Source organism: Kribbella sp. NPDC104740, from assembly GCF_055583505.1.
Genome location: NZ_JBVJNV010000005.1, coordinates 452,239 through 467,619 on the forward strand (window position 1 = coordinate 452,239; position 15,381 = coordinate 467,619).

The following is a 15,381-nucleotide window of genomic DNA, read 5'->3' on the forward strand; positions in this document are numbered from 1 at the left end:
CGCGATGCGACGCACGATCCTGATCACCGGTGCCAGCTCCGGCCTCGGCGCCGAGATGGCCCGGCAGTTCGCCGCGAAGGGCCGCGACCTGGCGCTGACCGCGCGCCGCGAGGATCGGCTGACCTCGCTGCGCGAGGAGCTGCTCGCCGCGCACCCCGGCATCACCGTGCTGATCCGCAAGCTCGACGTCACCGACCACGCCCAGGTCTTCGAGGGGTTCCGCGCGCTCGACGACGAGCTCGGCGGCCTCGACCGGATCATCGTGAACGCCGGCATCGGCAAGGGCACCCCGGTCGGCACCGGCCGGTTCGACGCGAACCTCGAGACCACGATGACCAACTACGTCGCCGCGCTGGCCCAGGCCGAGGCCGCGATGGAGCTGTTCCGGGCGCGGAACGCCGGCCATCTGGTCTTCATCACGTCGGTCGCCGGGGTGCGCGGGCTGCCGCGCTCGCTGACGGCGTACGGCGCGACCAAGGCGGCGATCAGCTCGCTGGCCGAGGGGCTGCGGATGGAGCTGCTCGGCAAGCCGATCAAGGTCAGCGCGATCTGCCCGGGCTACATCAAGTCCGAGCTGAACGACCACGTGGCGAAGACCCCGCTGATCGTCGAGACCGAGGTCGGGGTGCGGGCGATGGTGGCCGCGATCGAGGCCGAGAAGGGACGCGCGTACGTGCCGTCCTGGCCGTGGGAGCCGCTGGCCAGATTCATGAAGATCGCGCCGCTGCCGGTGCTGAGGAGACTGATCTGATGCGTTGGGGACTGACCGTTCCGCTCACCGGTGTGCCGCTGCGCGACCACAAGGCGCTGATCGGCGAGCTGGCCGACCTGGGCTACACCGACCTGTGGTCCGCGGAGGTGGCGGGCGCCGACGCGTTCACGCCGCTGGTGCTGGCGTCGGAGTGGGACGACCGGCTGCGGCTCGGGACGGCCGTCGTACCGGTGCACACGCGGGGTCCGGCGGCGCTGGCGATGAGCGCGGCCGCGCTGGCCGACCTCGCGCCCGGGCGGTTCGTGCTCGGGATCGGGGCGTCGTCGGAGACCATCGTGACCGGGTGGAACGGGATCGCGTACGACCCGCCGCTGGCCCGGACGCGCGACGTGCTGCGGTTCCTGCGGCAGGCGTTCGCCGGGGAGAAGGTGGACGGCGAGTTCGAGAGCTTCACGATCCAGCGGTTCCGGCTGGAGAAGGCGCCCGGTGTACCGCCCGCGATCATGCTGGCGGCGCTGCGGCCGCAGATGCTCAAGCTCGCCAAGCGTGAGGCCGACGGCGCGATCACGAACTGGCTGTCCGCGGCCGACGTGAAGCAGGTCCGCGCCGAGCTCGGCGACGACCAGGAGCTGGCGGCGAGGATCTTCGTCTGCGTCACCGAGGACGCCGAGATGGCCCGCAACATCGGGCGCTACCTGATCGCGACCTACCTGACCGTGCCCGGCTACTCGGCCTTCCACGACTGGCTCGGCCGGGCGGAGGCGCTCGGCCCGATGCGCGCGGCCTGGGCGGCCGGCGACCGGAACGCGGCGATGGCCGCCGTACCGGTGGACGTGATCGACGACCTGGTCGTGCACGGGTCGGCCGCCGACTGCCGGGCCAAGATCCAGGCGTACGTCGACAACGGGCTGGACACCCCGATCATCGCGACGCTCCCGACCGGGGACGACCTGCTGGAGACCGCGCGGGCGCTGGCTAGCCCGACGTCCCCACGTTGAGCACCTGGATGCACGGCGCCGCGGTCATGTTGACGATCACGACTCCGAACGCCGTCCTGCCCTTGGTCGTCCCACTGATCTGGTAGACGTACGACGGGTCGGAGCCGCTCAGCTCACCGACCACGAGCTTCGACGGCGGGCCGATCATCTGGCCGATCAGCTGCGGGACGAACTCCTTGGTCGCCCCGCAGGCCAGCGCGCCCGCGGCGTCGTTGCGGCCGGCGTTCAGGTGCGCGACGAAGGTCCGGGCCAGCAGCGCCGCGCGCTGCGGCTTGGAGAGCGGCGGCTTGGGGCTGACCACCGGAGGCTTCACCGTGGGCTTGGCGGTCGGCTTGGTGGCCGAGGGCTTCACCACGGAGGGCTTGGGCGGCGACGGCTTGACCGGTGTGGGCTGCTCAGGCGTCGCCCCGACCGGTGCGTCGGTTGCCTTCGGCTCGTTTCCGCGCCCGCTGGCCAGGTCGTACGCGATGTACCCGGCCGCTCCCACGCACACGACCACGACGCCGATCAGCAGCACGATGACCAGCCCGGCCCGGTTCTTCTTCGGCGGGCCGCCGTACGGTGCGTAGTTCAGCGGCGGCGGTGGCGGCGGATAGCTCACGGCTCAGTGTCGCAGTGCGTGACGGGTCAGCGGAAGATCCTTCAGCGGACGGGCAGGCGAATCGTGAACGTCGAGCCGTGGCCGGGGCGGCTGGTCGCGCTGATCGTGCCTTGGTGGGCTTCGACCAGGTGCTTGGTGATCGCCAGGCCGAGGCCGCTGCCGCCGGTGGCGCGGGAGCGGGAGTGCTCGACGCGGTAGAAGCGGTCGAAGAGGTGCGGGAGGTGCTCGGCGGCGATCCCGGTGCCGGTGTCGGTGACGGTGAGCAGGTAGTCGTCACCGGAGCGCCGTACGCCGACGACCACACGGCCGCCGTCGGGGGAGTAGCGGATCGCGTTGGACACCAGGTTGCCCAGCGCCTGCCGGACTCGGGCACTGTCGACGACCGCCGGGGCGGCGCCGTTGGTTGCCGCGGTCAACGTGATGCCCGCGGCCTCGGCGGCCGGGCGGTGCGCGGCGACGACCTGCCCGGCCAGCTCGGCGAGGTCGCGCGGCGCGGGGTGCATCCGGAGCATCCCGGCGTCGGCCAGGGCGAGGTCCTGCAGGTCGGCGACCAGGTGCTCGAGCAGGCTGGTCTCCTCCAGCAGCGAGGACACCAGCTCGCGGTCGAGCGGTACGACGCCGTCCTCGGAGGCGACCAGGTAGCCCTTGATGTTGGCCAGCGGGGTGCGCAGCTCGTGCGCGACGTCGCTGACCATCGCCTTGCGCTGGTGGTCGTGTTGCTGGATCGACGCGGCCATCGCGTTGAACGCGTGCCCGAGCCGGGCCACCTCGTCCTTACCGGAGACCGGGACGCGGGCGGCATGGTCGCCGTTCGTCATCCGCTGCGCGGCGCCGGTCAGCGCGAGGATCGGCCGGACCAGGCGGCGGCCGGTGAAGATCATCACCACGGCCGCGATCAGCAGCACACCGAGCGCGGTCGCGGCGGTCCGCAGCAGGCCCTCGGTGGAGAACACGTTGAACGTGCTCTTCGACCCGAGATACAGCTTCGCCTCCGGTGCGACGTACGGCGCGAGCGCCTCGGACCGCGCGGTGGTCGAGCAGTCGGCGAACTGCGTGGAGTACTCGCTGTCCGCGGGCGGGACGAGCGCGCCGAGGCCGTTCTGCGTGGTCAGTGTGTACGGCTCGCCGGTCGCCTGCAGGCAGCTCTCGGCGCGCTTGATCTCGTCGGCGTTGACCTGGACGGCCTTCGCGCTCGGTGCGTACAGCTCCGCCGGCAGGCAAGGGTCGGCCTCGCCGGACACGGTCGGGACGAACGTCGACATGCTGACGCCGTCCGGTGTCCGGCCGTTCTCGATCATCAGCTGCGGGGCCACCTCACCGCCACCGGTCACCGTCGCGTTCCGGCCCTGCGACCGGTAGCACTCGGCCGCCTGCTGGGCGAGCTGCTCGCGGTCACGCAGCTCCTGGTCGGTCAGCCCCCAGGACTTGTACGGTCCCACGCCGCCGCCGGCCGTCGCCATCACCGGTTTCGCGAAGGTGGTCCTGACCGAGACCCCGGCGACCGCCTGCGCGCGCAGCATCGCGACCCCGCCGCCCTGGTTCCGCGCGTCGATCGTTGCCGCCGGCACCGACGGGAGGTCCGGTGACGCTCCGAGCATCTTCGCCGAGTCGGCGATCGACGAGCCGTTGGCAGCGGTCAGCGCGACCCGGCGGCCGGTCTCGTCGGCGAGCTGGTGGACCAGCTTGTCCACGCCCTGCCAGGTCGCGTGGTCGGTCGCGTAGTCGCTGAGCTCGGCGTAGATCCGGGTGTCGACGTCCAGTTGCGAGATGTTGGTGTCGATCTCGCCCTGCAGCTGCTCGGACGTGCTGTACGTCGCGATCACCGCGGTCGCGATCACGGCGCCGAGCGCCACCGCCAGGGAGAGCCCGAGGAACCGGACCAGGACGCTACGACGCATCGGACGTCACCACCTTGTCGGCCAGCTTGTAGCCCACGCCGTACACGGTCTTCAGGTACTTCGGGGTGCCGGGCGCGGCCTCGATCTTCTTGCGCAGGTTCATCACGTGCACGTCGATGGTCCGGTCGAACACGTAGTGGTCGAAGCCGAACGCGTGCTCGAGCAGCTGCTGGCGGGAGAACGCGCGCCCGGGCGACGCCGCCAGGCAGGCCAGGATCTTGAACTCGGCCGGCGTCGCCTCGATCAGCTCGCCGGCCAGGCGCACCTCGTGCCGGACCGGGTCGATCTCCAGCTCGCCGACCCGGTAGACCTCGCCCTCGGACCGGATCCGGGTCCTGCGCAGGACGGTCCGGACCCGGGCCACCAGCTCGCGCGGGTTGTACGGCTTGGTCAGGTAGTCGTCGGCGCCGAGGTCGAGACCGAGCAGCAGGTCGTCCTCGGTCGAGCGCGCGGTGAGCATGATGATCGGTACGTCGGCACCGTCGCCGGTGTCGGCCCGGAGCACCCGGCAGACGTCGAGGCCGTCGACCTTCGGCATCATCACGTCGAGCACGAGCAGGTCGGGCCGCCGCCGGCGCGCCTCGTCGATGGCCGCCCGCCCGTCGTGCACCACGACCGTCAGGTGACCCTCGCGCTCGAGGTAGCGCCGGATCAGCTCCGCCTGCTTCCGGTCGTCCTCGGCGACAAGAATCCGGGCTGGCATGTCCTCGACGATGACTGATCTTCATGAGAATCCGATGAAGATCGGCTGAGAGCATCTCGTGCTGATCGGTCCTTCACAGGTTCTTCATCGCCGCCGGGCCACGCTCGCTGCCATGAAGAACTCACGCAAAGCACTCTCGCTGATCGCGGTCCTGGCGCTGGCCGGCTGCGGGGCCGTGAACAGCCCGGGCGCGGACAAGAAGCCGGTCGAGAGCGACGACAAGAGCCCGCTCGCGGAGTACATGGGCGAAGGGTTCAGCAGCATGGGCGGCGGCGCGGTCCGGGTCACCCGGGCCGGGGGCAACGAGTCGACCGAGGAGCAGAACGCCAAGCAGCGCAAGATGGAGGACCTGGTCGCGGCCTGTATGAAGACGGCCGGGTTCGAGTACGTCGCGGTGCCGCCGGAGGCGAACCCGAAGTCCAAGTTCAACGACGCCTTCAACCTGCCGCCGGACAAGTTCGCCGAGCAGTACGGCTACGGGATCAGCACCATCGACTGGGGCAAACCCGACGGCGACGCCGAGGACTCCGACCCGAACGCCAAGATCCGCAAGGCGCTCAGCCCGGCCGCGCAGAAGGCCTACGACAAGGCGCTGAACGGCGAGCTGGCGACCAGCGGCGGGACGATCCAGGCGCTGCCGGCCGACGGCAAGCGGCCCGACGCCAAGGACATGGGCTGCCGCGGCAAGGCCGGCGAGGAGGTCTTCGGCAGCGGCGAGGACAAGCTGGCCGACTTCAGCAAGTTCGACTCGCTGTTCAAGGACCTGGAGGCGCTGCGCAAACGGGTCGACAGCGACCAGCGCGTCGTCGACGCGACCGCCGCCTGGACCGACTGCATGGCCGACGCCGGCCACGCCGGCTTCAAGAAGATCGAGGACGCCCGCAACCAGGTCCAGACCAAGCTCAACGAGCTGACCGGGGCGAAGGACCAGCCCACCAAGGGCGGACCGGCGGTCGCGATCGCGATCCCGTCACTGGACAAGGTCGACGCGGCCAAGCTCGCGGACCTGCGCAAGTTCGAGATCGAGCTGGCCAAGGCCGACCAGGGCTGCAAGACCAAGGTGTACGACGCGGCGTACAAGGCGGCCTCGCAGGAGCACGAGAAGGAGTTCGTCGCGCAGCACAAGACCGAGCTCGAGCAGTACCGCGACACGATGGCCGAGCGGTGAGCGCGTCGCCCAAGTCGCGACGGCGGGTGCTGGTCGGGGTGTCCACGGTGGCGGCGATGTCGCTCGGGGTCGGCGTCGCCGCCGGGAGCCGGATCCAGTCGCCGGAGGACGCGGCCGCCAAGACCGCGCCGCCGAAGGCCTCCCAGATCACGGTGCCGGTGGAGAAGAAGGCGCTGTCGAGCAAGGTGGTCGGCCGCGGTGACACGTCGTTCGACGGCGCGGTGAACGTCCGCGTCGAGACCAGCGGGCTGAAGACGCCCGCCGTGGTGACCGGGAAGGTCCCGGCCGTCGGGTCGACGATCAAGGAGGGCAAGGTGCTGCTGGAGATCGCCGGGCGACCGGTGATCGGGCTGGCCGGCGTCCTGCCGATGTACCGGTCGCTGAGCCCGGGCAGCCGCGGTCCGGACGTGCTGCAGCTGGAGCAGACGCTGGACCGGCTCGGGTTCGACCCGGGGACCGTCGACTCGAAGTACGACCTGGGGACGGCGCACGCGATCGAGGAACTGTACGAGGCCGCCGGGTACGAGGCACCGGAGGCCGAGGAGCAGCTGACCCAGGCCGTCGACGGCGCCGACAAGGCGGTCGACCAGGCGAAGAACGCGCTCCGGCAGGCGAAGGCCGCGCTCAAGCAGGCCAAGGCGACACCGGGCAAGAAGGACTTCACCGTCGAGCAGGGCCAGGTCGACGACGCGACCGAGAACCTCGCCGACGCCCAGGACGACCTGGAGGAGGCGGAGTTCAAGGCCGGTACGCCGCTGCCGGTGTCCGAGATCGTGTTCGTGAAGTCGCTGCCGCGGCGCGTCGACGACGTGAAGGTCGAGCGCGGCGGCGTGGTGAACGGCGTGGTGATGTCGGTCAGCGGGGCCTCGCTGGTGGTGACGGTCAAGGTCGACGCGGCCACGAAGGAGCAGCTGAAAACCGGGATGGCCGCCAGCTTCGACCTCGGCGACGGCACGATCATCCAGGCGACGGTCCGGCGGATCAGCCGCAACGCCGACCAGCACGACGTGGTGGTGGCGCCGAAGTCGCTGACCGCCGCGCAGCTGGAACGGCTGCGGGAGGCGAACGTACGGGTGACGATCCCGGTGAAGAGCACGCAGGGCAAGGTGCTCGCCGTACCGGTCGCCGCACTGTCGGCGGGCTCGGACGGGTCGTCGCGGGTCGAGGTGCTGCGCGACGGGAAGATCGAGCTGGTACCGGTGAAGGTCGGGCTGTCGGCCGACGGGTTCGCCGAGGTCACCGCGACCGGCGACGCCAAGCTCGCCGAGGGCGACCAGGTGGTGGTGGGCAAATGACGGCCACCGCTGTTGCGTTGCCTGCTCCTGTGGTGGAGATGATCGGTGTCCGCCGCTTCTTTCCCGGACCACCGGAAGTCCGCGCCATCAAAGGCATCGACCTGACCGTCCGGGAGGGAGAGTACTTGTCGATCGTCGGCCCGTCCGGCTCCGGCAAGTCGACGCTGCTGCACCTGCTCGGTCTGCTCGACAACCCCAGCGACGGTGTCTACCGCCTCGACGGCGTCGACACCTCCAGCCTGCGCGAACGCCGTCGCGCCGTCCTGCGCGGCGAGCGGATCGGCTTCGTCTTCCAGTCCTTCCATCTCCTCGATCACCGCACGGTGCTGGAGAACGTCGCGCTCTCGATGGTGTACGTCGGCGTCCCGCGCCGCGAACGAATGGCCCGCGCCCGCGTCGCCCTCGAACGCGTCGGGCTCGCGCACCGGATGGAGTTCGGCCCGCGCACGCTGTCCGGTGGTGAACGCCAGCGCGTCGCGATCGCCCGCGCCCTGGTCGCCGAACCGAGCCTCCTGCTGGCCGACGAACCCACCGGCAACCTGGACACCGCGAACGCCGAAGCCATCCTCGAGGTCTTCGACGAGCTGCACGCCGAGGGGATGACACTCGCCGTCATCACCCACGACGACCACGTCAGCCGGCGCGCCCAGCGCCAGGTCCGCATCGTCGACGGGACCTTGCAGTGGTGACCCCCAGAACCGGCTCCCCGGATCCCGCCGGCGAGCCGTCCACGTCGCGGGCCTCCTCGCTCGCTCGCCGCCTCGCCCGTCTCCGCCCCGGCGCCTCGGCAGCTGCTCCAAGTCGGCGGAGGCGCCTCCCGCGCGGTCCCGCGCTGCGGGACCTCCTCGACGAGGCTCTCGCCGGTGTCTCCGCTCGCCCGACCCGACTCATCCTCACCACCCTGGGTACAGTCCTCGGTATCGCCGCACTCGTCGGCACCGTCGGCTTAGGACAAACTGCCGCCGGCCAGATCACCCAGCGCTTCGACCTGGCCGCAGCAACCCGCGTCGTCGTCCAGCCGGACGACAAAGCCGAAGGGGAAGCCGCCGCCCAGCTCCCCTGGGACGCCCCGCAGCGCATCAAACGCCTGAACGGCGTCGAAGCCGCCGGTACCTTCAGCATGCTGAACATCGGCGACGACCTCGTCCGCAGCGTCACCGGCATCGGCAAGGACGGCTACGCCCTCCAGGTCATGGCCGGCTCCGAAGGTCTCTTCGACGCCGTCCGCGCGCAGTTGCGCACCGGGCGCTTCTTCGACTCCGGGCACGACACCCGCGGCGACAAGGTCGTTGTCCTCGGCAAGCACGCCGCCGAGAAGCTCGGCATCAACCGGGTCGACTCCCAGCCCGCGGTGTTCATCGGCGACCAGGCCTACACCGTGATCGGCATCCTCGACGGCGTCTCCGGCCGCGCCGAGCTGCTCGACGGCATCGTGATGCCGAACGGCACCGCCAAGACGGCGTACGACCTGAAGGCGCCGGACGCGCTGGAGATCAAGACCCAGGTCGGCGCGGCTCAGCTGATCGCCGGTCAGGCGCCGGTCGCGATCGACCCGAACACGCCGAGCTCGCTCAAGGTCGACGCACCGCCGGTGCAGGGCGGCGTACGGAAGGGTGTCGAGTCCGATCTGAACGCGCTCTTCCTCCTGCTCGGCGCCGTCGCGCTGCTGGTCGGTGGCCTCGGGATCGCGAACGTCACGCTGCTCTCGGTCCTCGAACGCGTCTCCGAGATCGGCCTGCGCCGGGCCCTCGGCGCCGCCCGAAGACACGTGGCCGTGCAGTTCCTGGTCGAGAGCGTGATTGTCGGGTTCCTCGGCGGCCTGCTCGGTACGGCGGTCGGCGTACTGCTGACGATCGGCGTCTCGTGGTTCAAGGACTGGACGCCGATCCTCGACACCAGTCTGGCGTTCGGCTCGCCGCTACTCGGCGCGCTGATCGGCCTGCTCGCCGGCACTTACCCGGCCTGGAAGGCCTCCGCGATCGAGCCGATCACCGCGCTCCGCGGCGCTTGACCGGGCGTAGACCAGGGCCGTCACCAGGAACCCGAGCACGATGAAGGCGAGCACGGGGTAGGACTTCCCGTCGTCGGGCAGGATCAGCGCGCCGAGCGCGGCCGCGGACACCTGCCCGACGTTGAAGATCATGTCGTACAGCGAGAAGACGCGGCCGCGGTACACGTCGTCGACGTGGGTCTGGACGAGGGTGTCGACGCTGATCTTGACGCCCTGCGCGCAGAAGCCGGTGAGGAACCCGGCGACGACGATCGCGGGCTGCGTGTAGAGCCCGCCGGGGAACGCGGTCACCACCGCGGCCGCGACGAACAGCACCGTGATCCAGCGCCGCAGTGTCATCACGCGGGTCGCCCACGGCGTCACCAGCGCGGCCAGGAACAGCCCGGCGCCAACCGACCCGGTCGCGAGCGCGAGCGCGCCGAACGCCTCGTCGAGCTGGTCGGGGCCGTAGAACTCGTTGCGGTAGAGCAGGATCATCGCCACCGTGACGAGCCCGAAGAAGAAGCGCAGCGACCCGATCGCGGCCAGACCGAGCGCGGCCTGCCGGCGCTCGCGCAGGTGCCGGCCGCCGTCGACGAGCCCGTTGGCGATGCTCCGAACGGCTTCGAGTACGCCAGGTTCGTCGCCACTCAGCTCCGGCCCGAGCTGGCGGCGACCGAGGCGCAGCGCGAGCAGGGCCGCGACGAGGTAGACCGCGGACGTCGTACCGAGCACGGCCAGGTCGGAGTCGGCGAGCAGCTTCACGCCCGCTCCGGCGCCGCCGCCGATCAGGAAGAACGCCGTACCGGACGTCGGAGTGACCGCGTTGGCCATCACCAACTCGTCGGCGTCCACAACGTGCGGAAGACCGGCCGACAGCCCCGAGAGCAGGAACCGGTTGACCCCCAGCGTCAGCAGCACCGCCAGGTAGAACGGTGCACCCGCGTTGCCGATCGCGACGATCGCGCCCACGACCAGCACGAGCACAGCCCGCGTGACGTTCGCCCCGAACAGGATCTGCCGCCGCGACCAGCGGTCGAGCAGCACACCGGTGAACGGCCCGAGCACGGAGTACGGCAGCAGGGCCACCGCGAAAAGCCCCGCGATCGCCGCCGCGTCGGGCGCCCGCTCGGGCGAGAACAGCACGTACGACGCCAGCGCGACCTGGAACACCCCGTCGCCGAACTGCGAGCTGAGCCGAACGGCGAACAGCCGCCGGAAGTCACCCCGCCGCAACAACCTGCCCAGATCGCGGATGAACTGCACGCCTGCACTGTAGTTCTACTGCGTGTGCACCAGGAGAAGGTAGGTGCGGGCGTAGCTGAGGTCGTCCTGCGGCCGCGGCCAGTCCAGCTCGGCGATCGCGGCGCTCGCGGTCTCGTGGACCTCACCGTTGACCCGCACCTCGGCGGTCTCGGAGCCCGCGCGGCCGCCGAAGAAGACCTTGATGCCGATCAGCTGACCGCCGGTGAGCTCGAGGTCCTTGGCCAGCACCGGCGCGAGGGCCGGCGGGAGCAGGTGGTCGGCCGCCCACAGCTGGACGGCCTGGTGCTCGGCGCCGCTGCCCCAGCCGACGATGCCGCCGTGGATCAGGTGCCAGCCGGGGAAGCCGCGCGGGTCGTCGGCGGCGAAGTGACTCGCGAACGAGCCGTCCTGGACCAGGAGCTCGAAGACCGCGCTCCCCGTCGTCCCGAGCCAGGTGTCGATCGCCCGCTCGACGACCGCCTCGGGTGTATCGCCGTACCCGGTGACGCAGTCGGTGAGCGTGGTCGTGTCCGGCCGCTCCAGGTTGAGCACGAAGTTCAGGTCGAGGTGCGCCGGGTCGCCGGTGTGGTCCGCGCCGAGCGTGACGCCGACCGTGCCCGGCCCGCGCACGACGCCGCCCTCGACGCTCCACTCGCGCTTCGAGGCGGCCGCCAGCTTCCCGGCGAGCAGGTCGAGAATCACCGGGTCAGGCAGCCGCTCACTCATGCGGCGACCTTAGTACGTCGTACCCGAGCGTCAGTACGGCGTACTCAAGCGCCCGCGCGCGCCGACTGGCGGGCCCGCAGCCGGTCGCGCTGCTCGACGAACTTGGTCGCCTGCGCGTCCAGCCCGGCCATGAAGTCGCCGAGCTCGTCACGCGCCTTGGCGCCGTCGCCGCTCAGGTCGTCGCGGTCGAAGACCTTCCACATCCGCAGGATCGGCGCCACCACCTCGTCGTGGTGCAGGCGCAGGTCGTAGATGCCGGCCTTCGCGATCGTCACCGAGTTCCGCGCGAAGCCCTCCATGGTGGCGCCCGGCATCGAGAAGTCGGCCACCTCGTTGGTGACCGCGCGCATGGTCTCGTTCGGCGCGACCTCGAAGGCGGCGGCGACCAGGTTGCGGTAGAAGATCATGTGCAGGTTCTCGTCGGTCGCGATCCGGGCCAGCAACTGGTCCGCGATCGGGTCACCGGTCGCCTTGCCGGTGTTGCGGTGCGAGACGCGAGTGGCCAGCTCCTGGAAGCTGACGTACGCGATCGCCTCCAGCATGTTCTTGTCGACCTCGTGGCCCGCGGTCATGTGCGCCATCCGGGCCACCTCGAGCTCGACCGGGTCGACCCCGCGGGTCACCACCAGGTAGTCGCGCAACGCGATCCCGTGCCGGCCCTCCTCGGCGGTCCAGCGCCCGACCCACGTCCCCCAGGCCCCGTCCAGCCCGAACTGGGTCGCGATCTCGCGGTGGTACGACGGCAGGTTGTCCTCGGTGAGCAGGTTGGTGATCATCGCCACCTTCGCCACCGGGTCGAGGCGGGACTGCTCCGGATCCCAGTCCTCACCGCCGAGGAACGCGAAGTCGCGCCCCTCGCTCCACGGCACGTAGTCGTGCGGGTTCCAGTCCTTGGTGATCGCCAGGTGCCGCTCGAGGTTCTCCTCGACCACGGGTTCCAGCTCGTGCAGCAGGTTCGTCACCAGCTTGTCGGTCACCGAGGGCTTCCCTTCGTCGGCGGATCCCCCCACCCTACGGCACCGTAAGTTACGCCACCGTAGGTTGTGCGGTAGACCACTAGGGTGACTCCTGTGGACCGCAGCGCCTTCCCGCACTTCCACCAGATCACGACGCGGTGGAAGGACAACGACGTGTACGGGCACGTCAACAACGTCGAGTACTACAGCTTCTTCGACACCGTGATCAACGAGTTCCTGATCCGGGCCGGCGGGCTGGACATCCACGCCGGGCCGGTGATCGGCTTGTGCGTGGAGTCGCAGTGCACGTTCAAGGCGTCGCTGGCGTTTCCGGACACCGTCGACGCCGGTCTCCGGGTGGCGAAACTGGGGACGTCGAGCGTGACGTACGAGATCGGCCTGTTCCGCAGCAGCGGAGATCGTGCCGGCGGGAGCGGAGACCTTGCTGACGGCCGGCCCGCAGGGAGCGGAGACCGTGCTCGCGGCGAGTCCGCCGGGAGCGACGAGCCGGCCGCGGTCGGGCGGTTCGTACACGTGTTCGTCGACCGCAGCGACCGGCGGCCGACGCCGCTACCGGCCGAGCTGCGGAGTGCGTTGGAGGGGATCACCGGATGATCGTTCGCGGCGCCGTACTGCGCGAGATGGGCCTGCCCCAGCCGTACGCCGACTCGCGCCCACTGCAGGTCGAGGACGTCTCGCTGGCCGACCCCGGGCCGGGGGAGCTGCTCGTCCGGGTGCGCGCCGCGGGGTTGTGTCATTCGGACCTGTCGGTGATCGACGGCTCGCGCCCGCGGGTGATGCCGATGCTGCTCGGCCACGAGGCGACCGGCGAGGTGGTCCGGTCGGAGGCGGAGGGGTTCGCGCCGGGGGACACGGTCGGGTTCGCGTTCGTACCGGCGTGCGGGGTGTGTGGGCCGTGCGCCGAGGGGCGGGCGGCGCTGTGTGAACCGGGTGCCGTGGCGAACACCGCAGGGACTTTGCTCGGTGGGTCGCAGCGGCTGGACGGCGTCCATCATCATCTGGGGGTCTCGGGCTTCGCCGACCACGCGGTCGTCTCCGCGCGCTCGGCGGTGAAGATCGACCCTTCCCTCCCGCCCGAGATCGCGGCGCTGTTCGGCTGTGCGGTGATGACCGGGGTCGGTGCCGTCGTCAACACCGCGCGGGTGCAACCCGGCCAGAGCGCTGTCATCTTCGGGCTCGGCGGCGTCGGGCTCTCCGCGCTGCTCGGCGCAGTCCTGGCCGGAGCGCATCCGATCGTCGCGGTCGACGTCGTACCGGCGAAGCTCGAGCTCGCCCTGGAGCTGGGCGCCACCGCCGCGATCGATGCCCGAGGCAACGATGTGGTGGAGCAGGTGAAGGAGGCGACAGCCGGCGGCGCGCACTACGCCTTCGAGACCGTCGGCGGCGCCGCCGTCCTGACGCAGGCCTACAACGCGACCCGCCGCGGCGGCACCACGGTCACTGTCGGTCTCCCGCATCCTTCACAGCTGCTGAGCATCCCGGCCGTGTCGCTCGTCGCCGACGAGCGCACGCTCAAGGGCTCGTACCTCGGCTCGGCCGTACCCAGCCGGGACGTCCCGCGCTACATCGCGCTGTACCGAGCCGGTCGACTCCCGGTCGACCGGCTGCTCACCTCCACGGTGGGACTCGACCAGCTGAACGAAGCCTTCGATCAGCTGGCCGCCGGCACGTCGATCCGTCAGGTCCTGCTGCTCTAGGGGTCTCCCGATCCCGCCTGCTGCGCGAGACCGGGAAGCACCCCTAGTTGTTGTTGATGAACGTCCGCGCGAGCTCCTGGCCGCGGGTGACGGCGAGGTTGTGGTTCTCGATCGGGTTGATGGTGGAGTTCTTGAACACGATGTAGGTGACGCCGGAGTCGGTGCCGCCGTTGCTCGGGTCGGGGTTGATGCCGAGCTGCTGGGCGGCGGCGTACGAGGCTTCGCCGATGATCTCGGTCGGGCCGGTGTCGCCGACGACGGCGTAGCTGACCTGGTTGTTGTAGATCACCGCGACCACGCCGCCGCCGTCGATGCCGAAGTTGCGGTAGTCCCAGGTGCTGCTCGGGCTCGGGACCACGACGTACGGCAGCTGCGCCGCGTTCAGCGGCTGGTCGGTCGAGGTGTGGAAGGCGGTGTCGGGGAAGAAGCAGCAGTCGGTGTTCTCGTTGCACTGGGTGGTGCGGACGCCGTCGCAGTCGATGTCCATGTCGGCCTTCCAGAACACGGCGCCGTTCTTGCCGCAGACCGGGATGGTCGCGCCGAGCTCCTGGTCGGTCTTGTAGGTGCCGTTGGAGATCTGGCTGCAGCTGGTCACCTTGGCGAGCAGTTCGGCGGCGGTCGGTGCACCGCCGGTGCCGCCGCCGGCGTCGGTGACGGTCAGCGAGTCGAGGTTCGGGCCGCCGTTCGCGGTGGTGGCGGTGGTCTTGATCGTGTGCGTGCCGGCGGTGAGCGTGGTGTTGACGTTCGTGGTGGTCCAGTTCGTCCAGGCGCCGGTGCCGGGGAACTGCGGGGTGGCGACGGTGCGGCCGTCGACGGCGATCGTCATCGGCCGGTTCACCGCGGTGCCGTTGGCCGAGCGGAACGCCAGCGTGGCGTTGCCCGCCGTCCCGACGTTCACCGTGAGGGTGACCGACGAGCCGGTGACGTTGTCGTAGTTGACGAAGCCGGTGCCGGTGAACCCGGCGTGGTTGGACTCGACGACACCTTGGCTGCGGGTGCCGCTCTCGGCCTGGTACGTCGTGGTCGCGGCCGCGGCCGGCGACGACGTGGCCGCCGGCAGCCCGAGCCCGGCGGCCAGCAGTGCGAGGGCGAGCGCGAGGGGGCGGAATCTACGCATCATTCACCTCTCCAAATAGATAGGAAACCTTCCTAACCATCGAAGCGGGGTGCCTGGTCGTCAAGGGCCTGCCGGTTCCGGAACTTCCATCGGCGGCGAATGGAAGGCGGGGAAAGGGTTAAATCCGGGTCAGAACCGTGTACAGCGCGGCAACCGGTGCGGCAGGCTACCCACCGTGCGGAGACGCCCACCGCACGTGAGACAGGAACCGTCCGTGCGCCGCCCCCCTGCGCGCGACGGTCCCGAGGAGTCCC

The 15,381-nt window shown here is 70.6% G+C and carries 15 protein-coding genes; 8 read left to right on the top strand and 7 right to left on the bottom strand.

Annotated features, from left to right (window positions below):
- The first annotated feature begins 4 nt into the window (after nt 1-4).
- Both ACZ6Z4_RS27745 and ACZ6Z4_RS27750 read left to right on the top strand, forming a co-directional pair.
- Entirely contained in the window at nt 5-751 is a 747-nt protein-coding gene (locus ACZ6Z4_RS27745) for an SDR family oxidoreductase (RefSeq protein ID WP_465570051.1), read from the top strand.
- Nucleotides 751-1,710: an LLM class F420-dependent oxidoreductase gene (locus tag ACZ6Z4_RS27750; protein ID WP_465570053.1), complete on the top strand. Its 960-nt coding sequence runs from the start codon at nt 751-753 to the stop codon at nt 1,708-1,710. Before ACZ6Z4_RS27745 ends, ACZ6Z4_RS27750 begins: the two co-directional genes overlap by 1 nt.
- Here the strand turns inward: ACZ6Z4_RS27750 and ACZ6Z4_RS27755 are convergent.
- The 3 genes from ACZ6Z4_RS27755 to ACZ6Z4_RS27765 are packed head-to-tail and all read right to left on the bottom strand — an operon-like array spanning nt 1,688 to nt 4,912.
- Nucleotides 1,688-2,311: a hypothetical protein gene (locus ACZ6Z4_RS27755; protein WP_465570055.1), complete on the bottom strand. Its 624-nt coding sequence runs from the start codon at nt 2,309-2,311 to the stop codon at nt 1,688-1,690. The two genes, ACZ6Z4_RS27750 and ACZ6Z4_RS27755, sit on opposite strands and share 23 nt — an antisense overlap.
- Before the next feature lie 41 nt (nt 2,312-2,352).
- On the bottom strand, nt 2,353-4,209 hold the full coding sequence (locus ACZ6Z4_RS27760; protein WP_465570057.1) for a sensor histidine kinase: 1,857 nt from the start codon (nt 4,207-4,209) through the stop codon (nt 2,353-2,355).
- On the bottom strand, nt 4,199-4,912 hold the full coding sequence (locus tag ACZ6Z4_RS27765; RefSeq protein ID WP_465570059.1) for a response regulator transcription factor: 714 nt from the start codon (nt 4,910-4,912) through the stop codon (nt 4,199-4,201). The genes ACZ6Z4_RS27760 and ACZ6Z4_RS27765 overlap by 11 nt, the downstream gene beginning before the upstream one ends.
- A gap of 112 nt (nt 4,913-5,024) precedes the next feature.
- On the opposite strand from ACZ6Z4_RS27765, the gene ACZ6Z4_RS27770 reads away from it, so the two are divergent.
- From ACZ6Z4_RS27770 to ACZ6Z4_RS27785, 4 genes are read left to right on the top strand one after another with little or no spacing between them, the layout of a single operon-like run.
- Entirely contained in the window at nt 5,025-6,080 is a 1,056-nt protein-coding gene (locus ACZ6Z4_RS27770; protein ID WP_465570061.1) for a hypothetical protein, read from the top strand.
- Nucleotides 6,077-7,375, top strand: a complete 1,299-nt coding sequence (locus ACZ6Z4_RS27775) for a peptidoglycan-binding protein (protein WP_465570063.1) — start codon at nt 6,077-6,079, stop codon at nt 7,373-7,375. Before ACZ6Z4_RS27770 ends, ACZ6Z4_RS27775 begins: the two co-directional genes overlap by 4 nt.
- Complete coding sequence (locus ACZ6Z4_RS27780) at nt 7,372-8,064, top strand: ABC transporter ATP-binding protein (RefSeq protein WP_465570065.1); 693 nt, start codon at nt 7,372-7,374, stop codon at nt 8,062-8,064. Before ACZ6Z4_RS27775 ends, ACZ6Z4_RS27780 begins: the two co-directional genes overlap by 4 nt.
- Nucleotides 8,061-9,386: an ABC transporter permease gene (locus tag ACZ6Z4_RS27785; protein ID WP_465570068.1), complete on the top strand. Its 1,326-nt coding sequence runs from the start codon at nt 8,061-8,063 to the stop codon at nt 9,384-9,386. Before ACZ6Z4_RS27780 ends, ACZ6Z4_RS27785 begins: the two co-directional genes overlap by 4 nt.
- On the opposite strand, the gene ACZ6Z4_RS27790 is transcribed toward ACZ6Z4_RS27785, so the two are convergent.
- Genes ACZ6Z4_RS27790 through ACZ6Z4_RS27800 form a run of 3 tightly spaced genes read right to left on the bottom strand, consistent with a single transcriptional unit; the run spans nt 9,294 to nt 12,313 of the window.
- Entirely contained in the window at nt 9,294-10,631 is a 1,338-nt protein-coding gene (locus ACZ6Z4_RS27790; protein WP_465570069.1) for an MFS transporter, read from the bottom strand. The genes ACZ6Z4_RS27785 and ACZ6Z4_RS27790 overlap by 93 nt on opposite strands.
- Nucleotides 10,632-10,646: 15 nt before the next feature.
- Nucleotides 10,647-11,336 carry a DUF6348 family protein gene (locus ACZ6Z4_RS27795; RefSeq protein ID WP_465570072.1) on the bottom strand — a complete coding sequence of 230 codons (690 nt, stop codon included), beginning with the start codon at nt 11,334-11,336 and terminating at the stop codon, nt 10,647-10,649.
- 44 nt (nt 11,337-11,380) lie between these two features.
- A complete protein-coding gene (locus ACZ6Z4_RS27800; protein ID WP_465570074.1) occupies nt 11,381-12,313 on the bottom strand; it encodes an acyl-ACP desaturase in 933 nt (310 codons plus the stop codon).
- A 93-nt stretch (nt 12,314-12,406) separates the two neighbouring features.
- Here ACZ6Z4_RS27800 and ACZ6Z4_RS27805 point away from each other — a divergent pair, with 93 nt between their 5' ends.
- Nucleotides 12,407-12,907, top strand: a complete 501-nt coding sequence (locus ACZ6Z4_RS27805) for an acyl-CoA thioesterase (protein ID WP_465570076.1) — start codon at nt 12,407-12,409, stop codon at nt 12,905-12,907.
- The gene (locus ACZ6Z4_RS27810) at nt 12,904-14,010 is read left to right on the top strand and encodes a zinc-dependent alcohol dehydrogenase family protein (RefSeq protein ID WP_465570078.1); all 1,107 of its coding nucleotides are present in this window, start codon (nt 12,904-12,906) and stop codon (nt 14,008-14,010) included. The genes ACZ6Z4_RS27805 and ACZ6Z4_RS27810 overlap by 4 nt, the downstream gene beginning before the upstream one ends.
- A gap of 43 nt (nt 14,011-14,053) precedes the next feature.
- On the opposite strand, the gene ACZ6Z4_RS27815 is transcribed toward ACZ6Z4_RS27810, so the two are convergent.
- Nucleotides 14,054-15,127, bottom strand: a complete 1,074-nt coding sequence (locus ACZ6Z4_RS27815; protein WP_465570080.1) for a glycoside hydrolase family 75 protein — start codon at nt 15,125-15,127, stop codon at nt 14,054-14,056.
- Nucleotides 15,128-15,381 lie beyond the last annotated feature (254 nt).